This window comes from Arthrobacter sp. PAMC 25486, assembly GCF_000785535.1.
Lineage (GTDB): Bacteria > Actinomycetota > Actinomycetes > Actinomycetales > Micrococcaceae > Specibacter.
The window spans coordinates 1439915-1457798 of sequence record NZ_CP007595.1 but is presented as its reverse complement, the minus strand read 5'-3'; the positions used below and the strand labels follow the sequence as shown (position 1 = coordinate 1457798).

Genomic DNA, 17884 nt, shown 5'->3' with positions numbered 1-17884 from the left:
CGCTGTGAGCACACCGGTAGTCACAGTGGAAAGCCTGAGTCGCAACTACCGCGACGTCAAGGCACTCGACAATGTCAGCCTCAGCCTGGAACAGGGCAAGATCTACGGCCTGTTGGGCCGCAACGGCGCGGGCAAGACCACATTGATGTCGATCCTGACGGCACAGGGCTTTGCCAGCTCGGGCGAGGTCCGGGTGTTCGGCGAACACCCCTATGAAAACGAGAAGGTCCTGAGCCGGATTTGCTTCATCAGGGAATCACAGAAGTATCCCGACGACTTCAAACCCGTCCATGCCTTCAAGGCCGCCGCCCTGTTCTACAAGGACTGGGACCAGGCGATGGCCCTGCAACTGGCCGAGGAGTTCCAGTTGCCCATGAAGAGGCGCATCAAGAAGCTCTCGCGCGGCCAGCTTTCGGCGGTGGGTGTCATCATCGGACTGGCATCCCGCGCCGAGCTGACGTTCTTCGACGAGCCCTACCTGGGCTTGGACGCCGTGGCGCGGCAGCTGTTCTACGACCGCCTGTTGGCCGACTACGCCGAGTTCCCGCGCACCATCGTCCTGTCCTCGCACCTGATCGACGAGGTGGCGAACCTGCTCGAACACGTCATCATCATCGACAAGGGCCACGTCATCATTGACGACGACGCCGAGAACATCCGCGGATCCGCCGTCAACGTCGCCGGCACCGCCGCCCGGGTGGAATCCTTCGCCGCCGGCCGCAAGGTCCTGCACCGCGAGGGTGTCGGTGCCCTCGTTTCCCTGACACTCGACGGCGCACTCAGCGCGGCCGAGCGCCGTGAGGCGCAGGAACTGGGGTTGGAATTGAGCCCGGTGTCCCTGCAGCAATTTGTCATCAGAAAGACGCTCGACGCCGGATCCCCCCTGGGTGCCGATCCGTCGGCGGACGGTGTGGCCGGGCAGGGCAACGGCGCGTCCTCGAGGAAGCATGCCCGGACAGGAGCAATACGATGAGCACCACAATGGACACCACGCTGAACGGCCCGTTGCACCGACGTGCCGGACACCGCGCTTTTGGAGTTGTCAGGATGCAGCTCATCAACAAATGGACATTCCTGGGCATACCGGCTGTCATCATTGCCGGCTCGTTCCTGCTCAGCGCCGTCATCTGGGCGCTGATTCCGGACTCCGTGGGGGTGAAGTACTCCGGCGCCGGCCAGGCCGTCATGTGGTATTTCTTCGGCCTGGGCATCCAGTCGCTGACGTTGAGCTTTCCGTTCTCGCAGGGGCTGAGCGTGAGCCGGCGCAACTTCTTCCTCGGCACGGTGGGACTGTTCACGGTGCTCGCCGCCGCCATCTCCGCACTCTACGTGGTCCTTGGCATTATCGAGAAGGCTACGAACGGCTGGGGTTTGCAGGGCCAGATGTTTGCCCTCGAATGGGTCGCCGAGAAGTCCTGGTTCATCCAATGGTTCTTCTACTTCGTCCTCATGATGTTCTTGTTCCTGCTCGGATTTTGGGCGGCCACCGTTTACAAGCGCTGGCAGACCACGGGGGTGCTGGTCATGACCCTCTCGGCGGCCGTGCTGCTGGTCGCGGCCGTTGCCCTCATCACCCTGCAGGGCTGGTGGCCGGCCGTCGGCGCCTGGCTCATCGCGCTGACACCGCTCTCCCTTGGTGCCATGGCGCTGGTCCTCGTGCTCGTGCTGGGCGGCGCCGCCTACCTGACCCTGCGCCGCGCCACACCCTAGCCCGCCATCCCGCACCAAAAGCAGCTCAATCCACCGGCAAGGCTCGACGCCGGACCCAGCCGTCCGGCGTCGACCATGAAAAGCCGTCCATAGTGCTCCACGCCGCCGATATGTCCGCAGCGTGGAGCACTATGGACGGCTTCTTCGCCTGGGGCGGGCAGGATCGGGCGCATTTTGCAGCCCGTGTGACCTCCGGCTCGGAGGGCGCGGGTTGTCACAGCTCGGGGGTAACCTTGGGGTGTGGCTCTGGACTTTACTGCAATCGATTTTGAAACCGCCAACGGATTTAGGGGATCGCCCTGCTCCGTGGGCCTCACAAGGGTACGCGGCGGGGTGATTGTTGAGGAGGGCTACTGGCTCATGCGCCCGCCGGAGGGGCACGACCACTTTGATTCACGCAACATCACCATCCACGGGATCACCCCAGACGATGTGGCCGCGGCCCCACGCTTTCGCGAGGTTTTCCCCGAGGTTGACGCGTTCATTGGCGGCGATCCGCTCGTTGCACACAACGCGGCCTTTGACCTGGGCGTGATCCGCTCCGCCGCGGAGGTTTCGGGCATCCCCGCACCCGCGTTCGACTACGCCTGCACCGTGGTGCTCTCTCGGAAGAACTATTCGCTGCCCTCATACTCGCTGCCGTTTGTGGCCGAGGCTGCCGGGGTTCCGCTGCGCAATCACCACGACGCCACCGAGGATGCCCGGGCCTGCGCCGGGATCATGGTGGACATCGCGGCCAAGCACGGCGTTGAGTCGGTGCGCGGCGTGTTTGCGGCGTTGAAGCTGGCCATGCCCCACGTGGACGCCTACGACCCCGCCAGCGACGGAATGTCCAAGGCCACCCGTTCGGCCCTGGAGAAGATTGCCGAGATGAAGGCCGGGATCGCCAACGGCACTGCCCGTGGCGGCCGGTCCAGCTGGTCAACGGAAGGGCCAAACCCCGTGCCGAATGACAGGGCCGACATGGCGCACCCTTTGTTTGGACAGACGGTCGTGTTCACGGGGGACCTCAGCCTGGGACGTCCGGAAGCCAAGACCATGGCAGCTGCCCACGGCGCCCAGTGCGCCAGCAACGTCACCCTGAAAACCACGGTCCTGGTGGTGGGCAGCGGCTTCACGGCCTCGGACCTGCGCAGCGGACGGCTCACCTCCAAGGCGCAGCGCGTCCTGGAACTGCAGCGTCGCGGCCAGGGCATCGAGGTGCTCTCCGAGGGCGAATTCATGCAGATGGTGGGGTAGGTCCGCCGAGCGGGCTGGACTCGCTGGGGCAGGGCGAGCGGGCTAAGCCCGCCGACCAGGCTGGGCCCGGACGAGCCGGCTGAATCAGCGCGTGACCAGAGCGCCGGGGACGACTACGCTTTTTGGCATGGCCCACCCCCGGATGTATGACGACGCCGACCCGCTCCTGAAACACCTGCGCGCGTTGTGCCTGGCGTTCCCTGAGGCCTTGGAAAAGGAAACCTTTGGCCGTCCCACGTTCCGCTGCGGGAAGATCTTTGCCTACTTCGGCCAGGGACAGAAAGACCACCCACGGGAGGCATCCATCCAGGTCCTGCCTGAAGCGGACGAACGTGAAGCACTGCTCGCGGATGCGCGTTTCTATGTTCCCTCCTACATCGGCCCGTACGGTTGGGTGGGATTGGACCTCAGCGTCGGGCGCCCAGACTGGCAGGAAATCGCCGAACTGCTCGACAGCTCCTACCGGCACATCGCCCCTGCCCGGTGTTTGGCACTGTTGGACCGGGACGGCTCCCCGGCGGACCGGAATCCTTGAATGCCTGCCCCTCCGCGGCCGGGTCGCCCTTCCGCGGCCGGGTCGCCAGACCTCGCAGCCCACATGATGCGCGGCCCATTTCGTCACGCTGCTCAACAATCCTAGGGAACCCGCGGTGCGCGGTTCTACTCTGGGCCTATGAGCCAGCTCGCCGACCTCCCCGCCGCCACCGAATTCTTACAGCCGTCGGCATCAGGCATGCCCGGTGCGCTCGGTGCGAACGGCGTGCCGGCCGTGCCCGGAAGCGGGAAGCCGGCGCAGTCCGCGCCCGGCGCCCTGAAGCGGTTCTTCGCGTTCCCCAACCCCGTCAATGAGTATGTGGCCCGTTGCACGGCGGGCATTGTGGTGGTGCTGGCGCTCGTAGCAGTCCTGGCCCAGTGGAAGTGGCTGGTGGCCGTCATCGCGGCCGGGTTTGTTCCGCGCCTGGCGTTCGGCCCGCGTGTTTCCCCCGCCGCGCTATTGTCCGTCAAGGTTTTGGCGCCGCGTATCGGCGAGGCAAAATTGGTGCCGGGGCCGCCCAAGCGTTTCGCCCAGGGCATCGGCACGGTCCTGTCGCTCGCTGCCTTCGCACTGCTGATGGCTGGCGTTCCGCTGGCAGGCTGGACGTTGATCGCCTTCCTCATTGTCGCCGCCTCACTTGAGGCTTTCATCGGCCTGTGCCTCGGATGCAAAATCTTCGGAGTCCTGCAGCGCCGCGGGCTCATCCCGGAAGGCATCTGCGCGGACTGCACCAATGTCGGGCGGCGCAAGAACTAACCAGTTGTCCATGTCGCCGTCGTGGTTGCCCGTCGGTGGCGCGGCAGGTGATTCCGTTGAACTTCGCTGGGCGCTAACACCGGGGTGGTTCCGGTCGGGGGTCGTTGTGGCCTTTCGCCGCCGGTTCGGACACCTCGTCACAGCTAGGGGGTAGTCGTTGCCATCCGATGCCGGTGCACCGGGGGCGATTGGCAACGACTACCCCCTGAGCCAAAATACATTGGAGATCTGGCGAGGAATCACCGCTTCCAGCGACCGACCCGAGGCCAAATGATTCCAGGGCATCCTTCGCACCCGGCAGCGGTGTTCACTTCGCACCCGGCAGCGGTGTTCACTTCGCACCCGGCAGCGGTGTTCACGGGATTGCCCCGAAATATCCGCCAGAGATGCGAACAGCCGCACTGAATTAGCCGCGCTGAATTACTCGCCGGTGGTCAGCTTGATGAATTCAGCCCCCAAATGCCGGATCATTGCAGGCGCCTCCGCCATGGTCAACCACGACGGCGGCAGGGCGGCTTCACCGTGCAGCGCACCCAGAATGTTCCCGGCGATCGATGCCGTGGAATCGCTGTCGCCGCTGTGGTTTGCCGCCAGCCGGACCGCAGCCAAGAAATGGTCAACGGGGGAAACCGCAGCAGCCTCGGTGGCCAATACGGAGTAAAGCGCAACCGCCAAAGCCTCCTCGGCAACCCAGCCCAGCCCCAGCGCGTCGGTGAGGGCATCGCCGGACAGGGGTTCGCCGTCGTGCGTGGAAAGGGTGAGCGCGGCAGCCAGCCGGGACAGCAGTTCGGGATCGGCGGAAGGCTCGACGGCGGCACGGGCCTGGGCGGATTGCGCCGCCTCGCCCAGCGGCAGGGCGCCGATGACGAGCTCGTGGATGAGCCAGCTGAAGACGCCGGAGGACTGGCGGGCGGCGGGATGGCCGTGGGTCAGGGATGCGGCGTCGGAGCTCATTTTGTAGATGGTCTCGGCGTCAACATGGGGCAGCAGGCCGTAGGGGGCGGAACGCATGACGGTGCCGCAGCCCTTCGAATCGAGATTGACGGGGCGGAACACGGTGCCCATCTCGCCCGTGGCCAGGCCGGTGATGCAGGCGTTGCCCGGGTGGCGCTGGTGGTGGAGCACGCTTTGCGCATCAATCCAGCGGGGGGACTGCTCGGGGGCGTGCTCAGCCGTGGGGATGCCCTGGGTTTTCAGCCAGCGCAGGTAGGCGAGCCACTGGCAGGCGTTGACGTCGGCGCTGATGCCGCCGTTGGCCCACTCAAGGACATCGAGCAGGCCGTCGAGGGTGTAGAGGGTCATCTGGGTGTCGTCGGAGAAATGCGGCGGGGCCCCGGACTGGGACAAATCCACCAGTAGGGACGGGCCGTACTTGGCCTGGATCTCGGCGAGCGAATCAAACTCCACGAGGTAGCCGAAGGCGTCGCCCAGTGCACCGGCCATGAGCGTGCCCTGGACGCGGCTGGCGAAGTCGGCGGGGGGAGGGGTCTGCGCGGGAAGTGTCATACCCCCAATTTACCGTTACCAGGAGGTTCCGCGTACGGGGCGCGGACGGTTCCCCAGGGTGTTCGGGGCGTTCGGGAGGCGAAGTAGACTCGTGGTTGACTAATCACCCCATTGTGTTGAGGAGACCCATGCGCGAGCCCGCCTGGCGACGGACCGGAAAGACGCCCGACTACCGCTTTTCATTGGCCAATGAGCGCACGTTCCTGGCCTGGGTGCGGACGGCGCTGGCACTCCTGGCCGGCGCCGTGGCGATTGACCAGCTGGCGCCGGAAATTGCGCCGCCGCTGATTCGCATCATCTTGTGCATGACGCTTGCCGTGATTGGCGCCGTCCTGGCCGTTGTCAGCTACCGGCGCTGGGCGCACCAGGAACAGGCCATGCGCAACGATGCCGAGCTGCCGCACTCGTGGCTGATGCTGGGCATGACCGTCATTGTCTCGCTCGCCGCCATCATTTTTGCCGTGCTGATCCTGGTCAAGCCGTAACATGGCCCCGTTTGTGGTTCCTGTCCGGGATCCTGGCCTGCAGCCGGAACGCACCGCATTGTCGTGGCGCCGGACCATCATGAGCGCGGTGGTCGCCGACGTTCTCATCTGGCGCGGCTGGTTCCAGGCGCTCACGGGCGCTTCCGGGGACGGGTTCGCCGGGGCCGGGCTCGCCGGCTCGCTCGATAGCGCTGCTGCCGGCGGCCACGGGGCTCAAGTGGTGGGGCTGGGCATCTGCGCCGCCGTGGCATGCCTGACGACCATCATTTTGGTGTTCTGCGCCGTCAGCCGGGTCCGGCTGCTCCACGCAGGCATCGGACCACTGGAGTCCGAGGCCCACATCGCTGCTCCGGCTCTTATATTACGTACAGCTTCGGCCGCTATAGTTGCTCTGGCTGCAGCCACCGTGTGTGCGCTGGCGCTGGGGATGTAGTGGTGCGGCACCTCGTCCGGTTCGCCCCGGGGACCCGCCGCCATAGCATCCGCGCCGCAGGCAGCCTTTCACTTTGTTGTATCAACCGAAGGATCTTCACGCCATGACTTCATCCGGAACGGCCACGGCCCCGGTGCAGGCCCATCCGATCAGCACCCGCGTCGCCATTGAGGGGCTGGGCAGCTTTTTCATCGTCTTCGCCGGCCTGGGCACAGCACTTTTCAGCTCAGGCGGTACCGGCTCCACGGTGGGATTCGCCTACGGCCTGGCCATGGTCGCCGCCATCATCGCCTTCGGCCACGTCTCCAACGGCTACTTCAACCCGGCGTTCTCGCTGGGCATGGCGGTGGCCGGCCGGCTGAAGTTCTCCGCAGCAGGCCTGTACATCGTGGCGCAGACCATCGGCGCCATCCTGGCCGCAGCCGTGTGGCTGGCCCTGATGAAGGTCATGCCGGCCGGTGCCACCCCTGACATGCCCAAGCTCTTCGGCGCCCTGGCCAATGGCTTCGATTCCCATTCGCCCTCGCAGGTGCCCATGATCGGCGTCCTCATTGTGGAGCTCGTCGCCGTTGGCATGCTCACGGCGCTGCTTTTGGGCGTCACCTCCGCCCGCAACAAGACCACCATGGGCCCGATCGCCATCGGCCTGGCCTTCGCCGTGTCCGTTGCCATCACCATGCCCCTGAGCAACGGTTCGCTGAACCCCGCCCGCGCCACCTCGGTGGTGTTCCTGGCCGAGTCGTGGGCCGCCGGCCAGCTCTGGCTGTTCTGGCTGGCGCCGCTGTTTGGTGCGGCCCTGGCTGCTGCCATCTACCGCTCCTTCGCCCCGGCCAAGCTGGTTGCCGAGCCCCTGATGGACGACGCCGTTGCCCCCGCTGGCGCCCCCGCCACCCCTGCTGCTGCCGACGCTGAGGTGACGGGCGCGGCTGCCGACGCTGCCGAAGCTGCCGACGCTGCCGACGCTGCCGAGCCTGCGTCGGTCGTCGCAGTGGTGCCTGCCCCGGTTCCGGCTGCTGACCTGAAAAAGCCCGTCGACGACGCACAAGCCTTCTTCGACAACCCTAAAAAGTAGCTCCCACGCTCGAGGGCACAGCACCCCCAGCTAGCCCGCAGAAAACGACGAGAAATGCCGCGAAATCGCGAATTTTCGCCGTTTTCTGCGGGCTACTTTTTATGTCCGGTTAGGGTTGAAACATGCTGATCTTCTCCCTCCTGTTTCTTGCCGCCTGCTCACTGGGCGTTGCAGCGCTCAACCATGCGTGTGCCGCCGGAAAGCTCAGGAAGAATCCGTTGGTGGGAATCCGCACCGCCAAGACCATGGTGAACGAGGAGACCTGGCAGGCCGGCCACGCCGCCGCCGTCCAGCCCATGTGGGTCAGCGGCATTGCCGCGGCCGCCATCTCCCTGGCTGGTCTGCTGTTCCTGGATTCGCCCGAAACCCAGATGATCATGGTGTTCCTGGCCTGCGCACTGCTGTTCGTGGCCGTGATCTACGGAGCAAAGTTGGCCAATGTCGCCGCCGTCGAAGCACTGACCGTGGAAAAACCCCGCCGCTAAACACGACCGGCCGGATAATGCCCGCTAAACCTGCCAGCAGCCCAGCGCCGGCCGGCCGGAAGACGCATAGCGTGAACCCGCCCACGGCGCCGCGTGGTCATTGAATGTCGGTGCCCTCAGATACCTTGGAAGCATGAAGCTTCTGCACACCTCAGACTGGCATTTGGGCAGGTCGTTCCACGGCGTTGGAACCCTGGCGGCGCAACGGCGCTTTGCCGACCAGCTCCTGGACACCGTTGCGGCGGAGAACGTCGACGTGGTCCTGGTCGCCGGTGATGTCTACGATCGCGCCTTGCCCAGTGTCGACGTCGTCAATCTTTTTGACGACATCCTGGCCCGGCTGAACAAGGCGGGCGTCCAGGTGGTGGTGACCAGCGGCAACCATGATTCGGCCACCCGGCTCGGATTTGGCGGGCGCTTGCTGGAGAGCGCCGGCGTCCACCTGCGCACCCGCATCGCGGACCTCGCCACACCCGTGCTGCTGCCGTTGGATGGCAGTGCAGGCGGCCCGGTACTGGCCATTTACGGCATCCCCTATCTTGAACCACGCCTGGTGGCCGAGGAACTGGGTGTGGAAAATGGTACACACTTCAGCGTCACGGAGGCGGCACTAAAGCTGATCTCCGAGGACTTGCAGAGCCGTGCGCCGGGCACGCCGTCCATCGTCTTGGCGCACACCTTCGCCAGCGGCGGCATCACCTCGGCCAGTGAGCGCGAGCTGTCCATCGGGGGAGTTGGGGCAGTGCCCCTGGACCTCTTCGAGCCCTTCAGCTACACCGCACTGGGCCATCTGCACGGGCGCCAGCGGCTCAGCGAGACCGTACGTTATTCAGGTTCCCCGCTGCCCTACTCCTTCTCCGAGGCAGCACACATCAAGGGCGCTTGGCTGCTGGAAATCACCGGCGCCGGCCTGGGCGAGGTCACCAAGGTCAACTGGGCTCCCGAGCGGGCCCTGAGCATCCTGCAGGGAAAGCTGGAGGGACTGCTCGTTGACGATCGGTGGGCCGGGGCCGAAGAGCATTACTGCCAAATCACGCTGACGGACAACGACCGCCCGGAACTGGCCATGGAGCGACTGCGCACCCGCTTCCGGCACACCCTCGTGCTCATGTTTGAGCCGGAAACAGCCCGCGACTCCACCACCCAAAGCTACGGGGCCCGCATTGCCCAGGCGACGGATGAACTGGAACTGTGCTGCGGATTCCTGGACCACGTGCGCCACCGCCCCGCCAACGACGACGAACAACAACTTTTGCGCGCAGCCCTGGCTTCCGTGCGGGAAGCCGAGGTGTCCCGATGAGGATCCATCGTTTGGAGATCCAGGCCTTCGGCCCCTTTGCCGGCCGGGAAATTATTGACTTTGACCTGCTGGGTGCCCAAGGGATCTTTCTGCTCAACGGATCCACCGGGGCGGGGAAAACCAGTGTCCTGGACGCCATCGCCTATGCGCTGTACGGGGCGGTTCCCGGCGCCCGCTCGGTCAGCATGGGCCAGCTTCGCAGCCACCATGCCGCCGAGGGTGTTGGCCCGGAGGTGCTGTGCGAATTCAGTGCAGGCGGCCGCAGGCTGGAAGTGAGCCGCAGCCCCGAATGGATGCGGCCCGTCAAGCGAGGATCGGGCACCACCCGTGAGCAGGCCAGCACCCAGCTGCGGGAAAAGACCTCTGACGGCTGGGAAGTGAAGTCGACCCGCAACGACGAGGCCGCCGCCGAAATTCAGGAGCTGTTGGGCATGAACATGGCCCAGTTCACCAAGGTGGTGCTCCTGGCCCAAGGTGACTTTGCGGCGTTCCTGCGGGCCAGTGCCGTAGATCGCCAGGCGTTGTTGCAACGGCTCTTCGGCACGGATGTCTACGAAGGCGTGCAGGAACGGCTGGCTGCCGATTCGAGGACGGCCCAGGCCGCCGTCGCTGCCGGGCTGGCAGAGTTGGCAAGTGCCGAGCAACTGGCACGCAGCCAAAGCGCACAAGTTCTTACGGCGGAAGAGCAAGCGGCCGCGGCAGACGGGAAGCAGGCCGACGCGACTGAAGAAGCAGCGGAGAAACAAGCACCCCCGAGTGAACTCAGCGGCCTGGAGCTCTTCGAGGCCTTGCGGGAGGGACTCGCGGCGGCTGTTGAGCGCACTGGGGCGAACGCCGGGGCGGGCCGGTTCAAGGCCGAATCGTTGGCCAGCGCCGTCACGAAGGCTGAAGGACAACGCAGCTGGCATCTGGCGCTGGCCGCAGCGCTCAGCGAACAAGCCCGGCTTGCTGAGCTGGCAGGGGAAGAGTCACAGTGGCGGCACTGTTTGGACCGCCACCATCAAGCCCAGGTCCTGGCCGCAGTGGTGGACACGGCGGCAAAAACTGCCACGGCCAGTGCGCGGGCACAGTCCCAGACGGCGGCGTCGGCAGCCAGTTTCGACGCCAATGAACTGGCGGCGGGCCAGCTCGGCAAGGCGTCCGCGACAGCCACCGCGGCGGAGTTGGAAAGTCTCGATCGGGAACTGACCAAGCTGCTGGCAACAGTTGATGCTGCCCTGCCCGAGGAAACACGGCACCGCCAGAAAGCTGCAGAACTGGCGGAGAACAAGGGTGCCCAGGCGCTGGTTCTCAAGCAGCAGGACGAACACAGCGCAGCCGTCACCGCAGCCAAGGCCCGCCTGGTGGAGGTCCAGGCGCGTCAGGAGGAACTGCGGAACGGAGCGCACAATGTAGAGCAAAGCGCACACGGCGCCACGGCCGCCGCTCAGCTGGTTGCCACCATCGAGGAATACCTCGAGCACAGCACCCTCGTGGAACTGCTGGGCCAGGCCGAAAACGCGGCGCGCGAACAAGCCCTGACTGCCAAGGAAAATTGGCTGCACGCCTTGGATCTAAGACTTAGCCAGGCTGCCGGAGAATTGGCGGCGGCCCTGGTGGACGGGGAACCCTGCCAAGTGTGCGGCAGCACCGTTCATCCGGCACCCTCACCGCTGGCCGGAAAAGGTGCGGACCTGGTTAAGGCGGAAAAGGCTGCCAAGAAACTCTTCGACGCGGCGGAGGCTGCAGCGAACACGGCACGCAGCAAACTGGCCGAGGCCAAGAACACCCTTGCCGTGCTGGCCGAACGCGGAGGCGGGGGCGAGTTGCAAAAGGCGAGGGACGCCGTCGTGCTTAAACAGCAGGAACACCGGCAGGCCGTGGCGGCTGTGGCAGAGCTTGAGGCCCTGGGTACGGAGTCGGCGGCGCTGCAACAGGGCATGGAAAACGCCCAGGCGTCGGTCCTCGAGGCGTCGGGGAAGGCGGCGTCACTGGCGGCCGGACACTCAGCACTGGTATCGGAAATCGAGGTTCTGGCGGACCATCTCACGCTCGTCCGTGATGGGCATGCCACGTTGGGGCAACGGCGGGAATCATTGACCCGGGCGCAGGAGCCGGGGGCAGCCCTGCTCCTTGCCATGCGGGGCCAGGCCACGGCTGGTGCCGCCGCCGACGATGCCGCCGAGGCGCTGATGCAGTCGTTGGACGAATCTGTCTTTGCCGATGCGGACGAGGTGAGGGCGGCCCTGCTGGGTCCGGCGGATGCGGCCGCCATCGACCAGGCGATCAAGGACCATGCCCGGGCCATTGCCGTGAACACCGACAGATTGGCGGCCCCGGAGGTGGTGGCGGCCCAGCAGGAGGCCGCGGCCGGGGTGCCTGTGCCTAGCGATGACACGGTCGCCGAATTAGTGCGGTCCGCCGCAGCGGCACGGGCCGAGGCGGAGACGGGGGTGCTCGCAGCGGGCATGGCGCGCAATGCGGCTGCGCAGCTGGCGGCCACCGAGGCTGCCTTCATTTCGCTGGAGGAAAAGGTTGCCCCGTTGCGGGAGCGGGCGCAGTTGTTGGCGGGTTTGGCCGAAACTGTGCGCGGGGGCGGGGACAACAGATACAAGATGACGCTGAGCAGCTACGTCCTGGCCGCCCGGCTGGAACAGGTGGCGCAGGCTGCCTCGCTGCGCCTGGCCACCATGAGCGATGCCCGCTACACCCTGCGCCACAGTGATGCCAAGAAGGGCAACCACAAGGCTGGCCTGGGACTCGTTGTGGTGGATGAGTGGACGGGGCTCAGCCGGGACACGGCCACGCTGTCGGGCGGGGAATCGTTCATGGCCTCGTTGTCGCTGGCGCTCGGGCTCTCCGATGTGGTGCAGCAGGAATCCGGCGGACTGGACATTGAGACCTTGTTTGTCGATGAAGGCTTTGGCAGCCTCGACGAGCAGTCCCTGGAGCAGGTCATGGATGCGCTGGAGGGATTGCGCGACGGCGGACGCATGGTTGGTCTGGTCAGCCACGTTGCGGAGATGAAACAGCGCATACCCCTGCACCTGCATGTGCACAAGGGTCGTAATGGCTCAACGGTTGAGCTGAAAATGGCGGGTGCCGAATCGTCCTGAACAGGTAGACTTGAGCGGTCTTGCCTGAAGAAACCGGTGGCTGGAACCGGCACGGGCCAAGACCCGAAACATTGTGAAAGCAGCTGACCATCTCACCGTCCATGGACACCTCCTCCGACACCACCGCCCTTGACCTGAAGGGCGGACGCTATGCCGTGCTGCCCAGACTGGCCGGCAGAAGCTACATCCCGCTGGGTCTTTTCGCCCGGGTGCCGCTGGCCATGCTCACGATCGGTGTGTTGACCATGGTCACCCAGGTCAGCGGCTCCTACGCCATCGGCGGTTTTGCCGCCGGCAGCATCGGCTTGGGTGCAGCCGTTGGGGCGCCGGTTGTGGGTTACCTGGCCGACAGGCTGGGTCAGAAACCCGTGCTGCTTGTTGCTGCCATCGTCAACGCAGTGCTCGTGTCCGCCGTCGTCTTCTTGGCGTATTCATTGATCCCGGACAGCGGCGCGAAACTGGGCGACGCCGGCACGCTGGCCGTACTGGTGACGGCGTTCGTGGCCGGCGGCACCTCGCCCCAGGTGGGCCCGCTCTCGCGTGTGCGGTGGATGGCACTGAGCAAGAAGCTGCCCGCCAAGGAACAGGGCACCGCCGTGGACACGGCGCTTTCCCTGGAAGGCACCGCCGACGAGATCACCTTTGTGCTGGGGCCCGCGCTCGTGGGATTGCTGGCATCGCTTGTGGCGCCCTGGCTGCCGCTGGCCCTTGCCGCGCTCATGACGGCGGTCCTGGTCACCCTCTTTGCCATCCACCCAACGGTGGAAACCGTGGTGGCCCGCCCCTCCCTCAGCAGCACGGTGGGCAACGCCGGCTACGTTGCCAAGGCAAAACCCAACTGGTTCCTTGTCGCCGTACCCGTGGCCGGCATGCTGTTCATGGGTACCTTCTTTGGTTCATCCCAGACCGCGCTGACAGCATTCACCGGCGTTCACGGTTCGGTGGACCAGGCCGGGCTCATGTACGCCATCATGGGCTCCAGCTCCGCCCTGACAGCCTTGTCCGTGGCGTATTGGCCGGTGAAATTCAGCTATGCGTGGCGCTGGGTGCTGGCCGCCGGGTTCATGGCTGCCGCATCGGCGGCGTTCCTCCTGCCCTCCACACTGGGGCAGATGGTGTGGGTGCTGCTGCTGGTGGGCCTTGCCGTGGGTCCCGTCATGGTCACCATTTTCAGCGTGGGCAGCGTCGTTGCCCCGCAGCAGTGGATGGGCACCGTCATGACGGCACTGTCCAGTGGCATCGTTGCGGGGACGGCGTTGGGCTCGTCAGTGGCAGGTTCACTGGCGCAAAGTGTGGGATATTCGGCGGCGTTCCTGGTGCCCATTGCGGCTGCCACCGCCTTGTTCCTGTTGGGTGTCTTGGCCGCGGTGGTGCTGCGCCGCCAACTCAGCTCAGGAAGCTGATTGCCGCGTCCTTGAACTCCCGCGAGGTCACCGTGTTGTTGTGGGTGCGCCCGGGAATTACCAATTGCTGCGCACCCGGGCTGAGCTCGGCGAGCCGGTTCATGCTGCGTGCGCGTTCGTCGAGGCTGCCCGCCACGAGCAGGACCGGCATGTGCGGCACCGCGTCGGAGGGGTCAAAGGGCTCCATTTTTACGGCCTGAATCAGGGCCAGGAGCGCGAAGATGTCGTTGGAGGGGATCAGCTGCGCCATGTTCAACAGCCACCGAGTCGACTCGTCCTCGATGGGCGTGCCGTCGTTGAGGAAGTCCTGGGCGGCACGGAGGTCAAAGTCGGCCAGGGGGTCCTGGGGGTTGGGCCCGCCCAGCACCATTTTGCGCACCAACTCGGATTGGGTGGCACCAAACTCCCATGCCAGCCGGGACCCCAGTGAATAGCCGATCAGGTCCACGCCGCTGGTAGGGTCACCCTCCACGAGTGGGCGGACTCCCTCGTCGATGAGGATCTGCAGCAGGTCGGCCCTGATTTTTCCGGGCGTGTAGGAGTCAAGGTCGTAGGGGGTGTTGCTGCCGCCGTGCCCGGGCAGGTCAACGCTGAGCACCGTGCGCCCGGCACGGTTGAGCGCCTGCACCCAGCCTGTCTTGACCCAGTTCAGCGCCACGGAGGAGGCGAAGCCGTGAATGAGAAAAACCGGGGGCAGGGGTGCCGGATCAGCCGCAGCGAAAACCACCACGCTGAGCCCGGCCTGGGCGCCCTCAATGCTGTGCGGGGACGCCGTTTCCGCGTGTTTGCCAAGGGAAGACATAACTGGACCTTTCCCGCGGTGGCTAGTGCCGCCGTCGTACGTCAACAATAGCGAAAACCGGGCACGGGCGCCCTACGTGACCGGCGCGGCGCGTCTTTGCTGGACCCGGTGGCCGAGCCAGCTCAGGAGGGCGATCACGGCCACGAGGCTGAAGGTGCTCAGCAGCTGGCTGCGACTAACGGGGTCGCTGAAGCCCACCACGAAGATCGCGGCCAGCAGCACCAGGCCGGCGATGGTCAGCCACGGGAAGCCGCGCATGCGCAAGGGCAGCGTGGTGCCGTCGCGGTCGGCGCGGCGGCGCAGGATCAGTTGTGAGAGCAGGGCCGAGCCCCAAACGACCAGGCAGGTGGAACCTACCAGGTTCAGCAGGATGCGCAGCACGGTGTCGGGGTAGAGGAACTCCCAAAGCACCGTGACGAAGCCAAAGGCCACGGAAATGATGACGGCGGGAACAGGTACCTGCCACTGGCTGATGCCCTTGAACATCCGGGGTGCCTCACGGCGTTCGGACAGTGAGTAGATCATGCGTGAGGCGCCATAAAGGTTGGCGTTCAGGGCCGAGAGCAGTGCAGCCACAGCCACCAGGGTGATCACGGTTCCGGCCCATTCCAGACCTGCCGTGTTTAGGACGCCGGCGAAGGGCGAGAGCAGGGCCTGGGACGTCCAGGGGAGAACGGCGGCGATGATGAAGATGGAGCCCACGTAAAACACCAGGATGCGCCACACGACAGTGCGCACGGCAACGGCGACGCTGCGTGAGGGGTTGGTCGTTTCAGCGGCGGCAACGGCGACAATTTCGGTGCCGCCAAAGGCGAACGCCACCACGAACAAGGCCGCGGCGATGCCTGCCATGCCGGTGGGTGCAAAGCCGTCGTTGTTCACGAAGTTTCCGAGGCCGGGGGAGGTTGTTCCGGGGATGAAGCCCAGCAGCAGTGCTGCGCCAAAGGCGAGGAACAGCACAATGGCGGTGACCTTCAATAAGGCAAACCAGAACTCAAACTCGCCGTAATTTTTCACGCTGGTCAGGTTCACCGCGGTGAAGATCACCATGAAGATCAAGGTCAGCGCCCACGCCGGCAGGACCGGCCACACCGTCACCAGCAGCTGCGAGGCACCCAGCGCCTCGGCGGCGATCACCACCACCAGTTGCAGCCACCACAGCCAGCCAACAGTTGCCCCGGCAACCTTGCCCATGGCTTTTTCGGCGTACACGGAGAAGGCTCCCGAGTTGGGATTGGCGGCCGCCATTTCGCCCAGCGCCCACATGACAAGGATGATCAGCGTGCCGGCGACCAGGTAGGAAACCAGGACGGCCGGGCCTGCCAGCATGATCCCTTCGCCCGAGCCGAGGAAGAGCCCGGCCCCAATGGCGGAGCCCAGGCCCATCATGGTTAACTGGCGCTGCTTGAGCGAGGTGCCCAACCCTGTGCTGGCGGGCGCCGTTGTGGCAGGCGCTGGTGTTCCAGCGGCGGGGTGGTGGTTCATGAAAGGGATGGCCTTCTGTGGTGGAACCGGCCGATTGTGGCCGTGGAATGGGGGGGGAAGTATGATCCCTGTCAAGAATTATCCATCATGTGGGCACGGGGCCAAATTCGGTGGTGGTGTGGCTGGGTACTCCCGCTCCGCCCTGCCCCCACCCGCCCCACCCGCCCCACCCTTCCCACCCTTCGCCGAGATGTCAGATGACGCCCTCTGCCCTCCTCGTGCCTCTTCCTCCGCTCCGTGAACTGGCAGTAGATGCCCTCGATTCACAGATTGAGGGCATCTACTGCCAGTTCGGCGCTCCGGGCGTCCGCACCGGTGCCACAGGGGAGTCCAAACAGCAGATAAAGCGGGTGAGGTGCGACGTGGCCAATCGAAACTGCAGATAAACGGGGTCCCGCCCCGGATCCCGCCCCGGATTACCCGCTTTACCTGCAGTTTCGAATCGGCCGGATGGCTGGCACCCGCTTTATCTGCTGTTTGGAATCGAGAATGGTGCTTCATGGGCCAAGTTCGGTTCGCCCGCCCTGCGATCCGGCAGCGAGAACGGGGCCAACCCGTCGGCGCGACTGAATGGAGGCAGGCGAGGCCGGCGACAATGGGGTCAAGCCCCTGGAATTTAACTCCATCGGCGCAACATGCACGGCCGGATTTGTTTCAGCACCCGACGGCGCCGTAGAATTAGTTCTAGTCAAACTGACTATAACTCGAGTCGAGGATAGTGGAAGCGGGTGCAGGGCATGGAACGGACGGCATTTGTCAGTGCGGCAAATATCAGCGAACGGCTCGCGCAGCCGCCGTCGCTGGCCATTTCCACTGTCATCTTCGCCCTGCGCCCCAGCGAAAAGACAGGCCGGCCCACACTCTGGCTACCACTGGTTAAGCGCATCCGTGAACCATTTAAGGACATGTGGGCGTTGCCCGGAGGCCCGCTCACCCAGGCCGATTCCCTCCAGGATGCTGCCGCTCGAAACTTGCAGGACACCACCGGCCTGGCCCCCAGCTACCTGGAACAGCTGTACGCATTTGGCGGCCTGCACCGTTCCCCGAGCCAGAGAGTCGTCTCGATTGTGTACTGGGCACTGGTCCAGTCCGCCGAGGCCGAGCAGGCCCAGGAGTCCGAGAACGTGCAGTGGTTCCGGGCTGATGGATTGCAGGAGCTGGCCTTCGACCACAACGAGATCGTCAATTACGCCCTGTGGCGGCTGCGCAACAAGATGGAATACGGCTCCATCGCCTACCACCTGCTCGGCGAAAAATTCACGCTGGCCCAGGTCCGCGAGGTCTACGAAGCTGTCCTGAACCGCACCCTTGACCCCGCCAATTTCCGCCGCCAACTTACGCAAACCGCGCACATCGAGCCTACCGATGAGTTCCTCCAGGGCGGCAAGCACCGTCCGCCCCGCCTGTACCGCTACACGGGGGCAGGCGGTGATGCAGAGTCAGGCGGTTCGCTGACTGACGACGACGCCCCTCCCGGACATCCGCCGTCCCGCCTCTAGCCCCTCCCGCCCACAAACCCTCCTCACCTTCCAGGGTGTTTCGCCCAACCCTCCCTCAGTAAATGGGCATTTTTCACAA

General features: G+C 65.3%; 16 protein-coding genes. 13 read left to right on the top strand and 3 right to left on the bottom strand.

The genetic code is table 11. From position 1 onward, the window contains the following. Window positions 1-4 precede the first annotated feature (4 nt). The 5 genes from art_RS06630 (at window position 5) to art_RS06610 (ending at window position 4240) form a co-directional block, all read left to right on the top strand. Entirely contained in the window at window positions 5-973 is a 969-nt protein-coding gene (locus tag art_RS06630; RefSeq protein ID WP_082000152.1) for an ABC transporter ATP-binding protein, read from the top strand. Then, complete coding sequence (locus art_RS06625; protein WP_253901501.1) at window positions 970-1710, top strand: hypothetical protein; 741 nt, start codon at window positions 970-972, stop codon at window positions 1708-1710. Before art_RS06630 ends, art_RS06625 begins: the two co-directional genes overlap by 4 nt. A 240-nt stretch (window positions 1711-1950) precedes the next feature. Then, window positions 1951-2949, top strand: coding sequence for an exonuclease domain-containing protein (locus art_RS06620; RefSeq protein WP_038463336.1), 999 nt, complete (start codon window positions 1951-1953; stop codon window positions 2947-2949). Window positions 2950-3076: 127 nt separating this feature from the next. After that, complete coding sequence (locus art_RS06615) at window positions 3077-3484, top strand: MmcQ/YjbR family DNA-binding protein (RefSeq protein ID WP_038463335.1); 408 nt, start codon at window positions 3077-3079, stop codon at window positions 3482-3484. A 138-nt stretch (window positions 3485-3622) separates the two neighbouring features. After that, window positions 3623-4240: a DUF4395 domain-containing protein gene (locus art_RS06610; RefSeq protein WP_367643767.1), complete on the top strand. Its 618-nt coding sequence runs from the start codon at window positions 3623-3625 to the stop codon at window positions 4238-4240. 420 nt (window positions 4241-4660) lie between these two features. Here the strand turns inward: art_RS06610 and art_RS06605 are convergent, their stop codons facing one another. Next, a complete protein-coding gene (locus art_RS06605) occupies window positions 4661-5746 on the bottom strand; it encodes an ADP-ribosylglycohydrolase family protein (RefSeq protein WP_038463333.1) in 1086 nt (361 codons plus the stop codon). A 128-nt stretch (window positions 5747-5874) separates the two neighbouring features. Between art_RS06605 and art_RS06600 the strand changes: the two genes are divergently transcribed. The 7 genes from art_RS06600 to art_RS06570 all read left to right on the top strand — a co-directional run bounded on the left by art_RS06600 (window position 5875) and on the right by art_RS06570 (window position 14019). After that, entirely contained in the window at window positions 5875-6231 is a 357-nt protein-coding gene (locus art_RS06600; RefSeq protein ID WP_052136083.1) for a YidH family protein, read from the top strand. A 1-nt stretch (window position 6232) separates the two neighbouring features. Further along, complete coding sequence (locus art_RS06595) at window positions 6233-6664, top strand: DUF202 domain-containing protein (protein ID WP_038463330.1); 432 nt, start codon at window positions 6233-6235, stop codon at window positions 6662-6664. Window positions 6665-6767: 103 nt separating this feature from the next. Next, a complete protein-coding gene (locus art_RS06590) occupies window positions 6768-7736 on the top strand; it encodes an aquaporin (RefSeq protein WP_052136082.1) in 969 nt (322 codons plus the stop codon). A 122-nt stretch (window positions 7737-7858) separates the two neighbouring features. Beyond that, entirely contained in the window at window positions 7859-8221 is a 363-nt protein-coding gene (locus tag art_RS06585; protein ID WP_038463328.1) for an SdpI family protein, read from the top strand. A gap of 133 nt (window positions 8222-8354) precedes the next feature. Next, on the top strand, window positions 8355-9521 hold the full coding sequence (locus art_RS06580) for an exonuclease SbcCD subunit D C-terminal domain-containing protein (RefSeq protein ID WP_038463326.1): 1167 nt from the start codon (window positions 8355-8357) through the stop codon (window positions 9519-9521). Then, entirely contained in the window at window positions 9518-12616 is a 3099-nt protein-coding gene (locus tag art_RS06575; RefSeq protein WP_038463324.1) for an AAA family ATPase, read from the top strand. Before art_RS06580 ends, art_RS06575 begins: the two co-directional genes overlap by 4 nt. A 101-nt stretch (window positions 12617-12717) precedes the next feature. Next, on the top strand, window positions 12718-14019 hold the full coding sequence (locus art_RS06570) for an MFS transporter (protein ID WP_038463322.1): 1302 nt from the start codon (window positions 12718-12720) through the stop codon (window positions 14017-14019). Here art_RS06570 and art_RS06565 read toward each other — a convergent pair. Then, window positions 14003-14821: an alpha/beta fold hydrolase gene (locus tag art_RS06565; RefSeq protein ID WP_038463321.1), complete on the bottom strand. Its 819-nt coding sequence runs from the start codon at window positions 14819-14821 to the stop codon at window positions 14003-14005. The genes art_RS06570 and art_RS06565 overlap by 17 nt on opposite strands. 72 nt (window positions 14822-14893) lie before the next feature. Next, complete coding sequence (locus tag art_RS06560) at window positions 14894-16306, bottom strand: amino acid permease (protein WP_038463320.1); 1413 nt, start codon at window positions 16304-16306, stop codon at window positions 14894-14896. A 737-nt stretch (window positions 16307-17043) separates the two neighbouring features. Between art_RS06560 and art_RS06555 the strand changes: the two genes are divergently transcribed. Then, window positions 17044-17805, top strand: a complete 762-nt coding sequence (locus art_RS06555; protein ID WP_052136914.1) for an NUDIX domain-containing protein — start codon at window positions 17044-17046, stop codon at window positions 17803-17805. Window positions 17806-17884 lie beyond the last annotated feature (79 nt).